Origin of the sequence: Stenotrophomonas sp. 2YAF22 (assembly GCF_052114665.1) — a bacterium.
GTDB classification, from domain to species: Bacteria; Pseudomonadota; Gammaproteobacteria; order Xanthomonadales; family Xanthomonadaceae; genus Stenotrophomonas; species Stenotrophomonas indicatrix.
In genome coordinates this window covers 1-1,812 of the sequence record NZ_JBFRFE010000750.1, presented here as the reverse complement: position 1 = coordinate 1,812, position 1,812 = coordinate 1, and the positions used below count along the sequence as shown (strand labels likewise).

Below are 1,812 nucleotides of genomic sequence, written 5' to 3'. Positions count from 1 at the left end.
GCGCGAAGGCGAGCGCCGCCTGTTCCGCGACGTGCAGAAGGTCAGCGGCATCGGCGCGAAGATCGCGCTGGCCGTGCTGTCCGGGGTCACCGTCGAAGAATTCGCCCGCATGGTCCAGGCCGGCGACATCACCGCGCTGACCCGCATCCCCGGCATCGGCAAGAAGACCGCSGAGCGCATGGTGCTGGAGCTGCGYGACCGCGCGGCGCAGTTCGGTGCCGGTGGCGCACTGCCGACCGGCAGTGGCCCGGCCCCGGCCGATCCGCTGTCCGATGCCACCGTGGCGCTGCAGCAGCTGGGCTACAAGCCCACCGAGGCGGCGCGGATGGCGCGCGAGGCCTTCAACGAGGGCGACGAAGTGGCCACCGTCATCCGCAAGGCCCTGCAGTCGGCGCTGCGCTGAGCCGCTCCGCTTTCTTTCCCATTACACCCTGAGCTTCGCCAGGAGCCCCATGTCCAGCAGTCAAACCCCGCACACCGCCGCCCATGGTGGCCATGGTCACGCTCCCCCCGCCGGGGGCCTGGCGCTGATCATCGGTGCGATCGGCGTGGTCTTCGGCGATATCGGCACAAGCCCGCTGTACACCCTGAAGGAGGCGTTCTCGCCCCACTACGGGCTCAGCAGTGACCACGACACCGTGCTGGGCGTGCTGTCGCTGGCGTTCTGGGCGCTGAACATCGTGGTCACCCTGAAGTACGTGACCATCATCATGCGCGCCGACAATGACGGCGAGGGCGGCATCATGGCGTTGATGGCGCTGACCCAGCGTACGCTGCGCAACGGGTCGCGTTCGGCCTACGTGGTCGGCATCCTCGGCATATTCGGCGCCTCGCTGTTCTTCGGCGATGGCGTGATCACCCCGGCGATATCGGTGCTGGGTGCGGTCGAAGGCCTGGAGGTCGCTGCGCCCGGGCTGCACGCCTTCATCGTGCCGATCACCGTGGTGGTGCTGCTGGCCGTGTTCGCGGTGCAGCGTTTCGGTACCGCGAAGATCGGCAAGCTGTTCGGCCCGATCACCTCGATCTGGTTCATTTCGCTGGCCGCGATCGGCATCTACAACATCGTCGACGCGCCGGAAGTGCTGAAGGCGTTCAACCCGTGGTGGGCGATCCGCTTCTTCATGGAGCACGGCTGGCACAGCATCTTCATCCTCGGCGCGGTGGTGCTGGCGGTGACCGGTGGCGAGGCGCTGTACGCCGACATGGGCCACTTCGGTGCCAAGCCGATCCGCCACGCCTGGTACTTCTTCGTGCTGCCCTGCCTGGTGCTGAACTACCTGGGGCAGGGCGCGCTGGTGCTCAACCATCCCGAGGCGGTGAAGAACCCGTTCTTCGAGGCGGTGCCGTCGTGGGCGCTGTACCCGATGATCATCCTGGCCACGATGGCTGCGGTGATCGCCTCGCAGTCGGTGATCACCGGTGCGTTCTCGGTCTCGCGCCAGGCCATGCAGCTGGGCTACATTCCGCGCATGCGCATCAAGCACACCTCGCACGACACCATCGGCCAGATCTACATCCCCGGCATCAACTGGGGCATCGCGGTGATGGTGATCGGCCTGGTGCTGGCCTTCCGCAGCTCGTCCAACCTGGCCGTGGCCTACGGCATCTCGGTGTCGGCCACCATGCTGATCGATACCCTGCTGCTGGCCCTGGTTGCACGTTCGCTGTGGCCCAAGGCACGCAACTGGATCCTGCCCTTGTGCGTGGTGTTCTTCATCATCGATCTGGGCTTTGTCATCGCCAACGGCGCCAAGCTGCTGCAGGGCGCCTGGTTCCCGGTGGTGCTGGGCATCTTCCTGTTTACCATGATGC

The 1,812-nt window shown here is 66.5% G+C and carries 2 protein-coding genes; both read left to right on the top strand.

What is annotated here, in order from left to right:
- The coding region (ruvA, locus tag AB4Y84_RS20745) for a Holliday junction branch migration protein RuvA (RefSeq protein ID WP_442250827.1) at positions 1 to 403 on the top strand (403 nt) is incomplete at its 5' end.
- Between the two features lie 49 nt (positions 404 to 452).
- A partial coding sequence (locus AB4Y84_RS20740) for a potassium transporter Kup (protein WP_442250826.1) occupies positions 453 to 1,812 on the top strand: 1,360 nt, incomplete at its 3' end.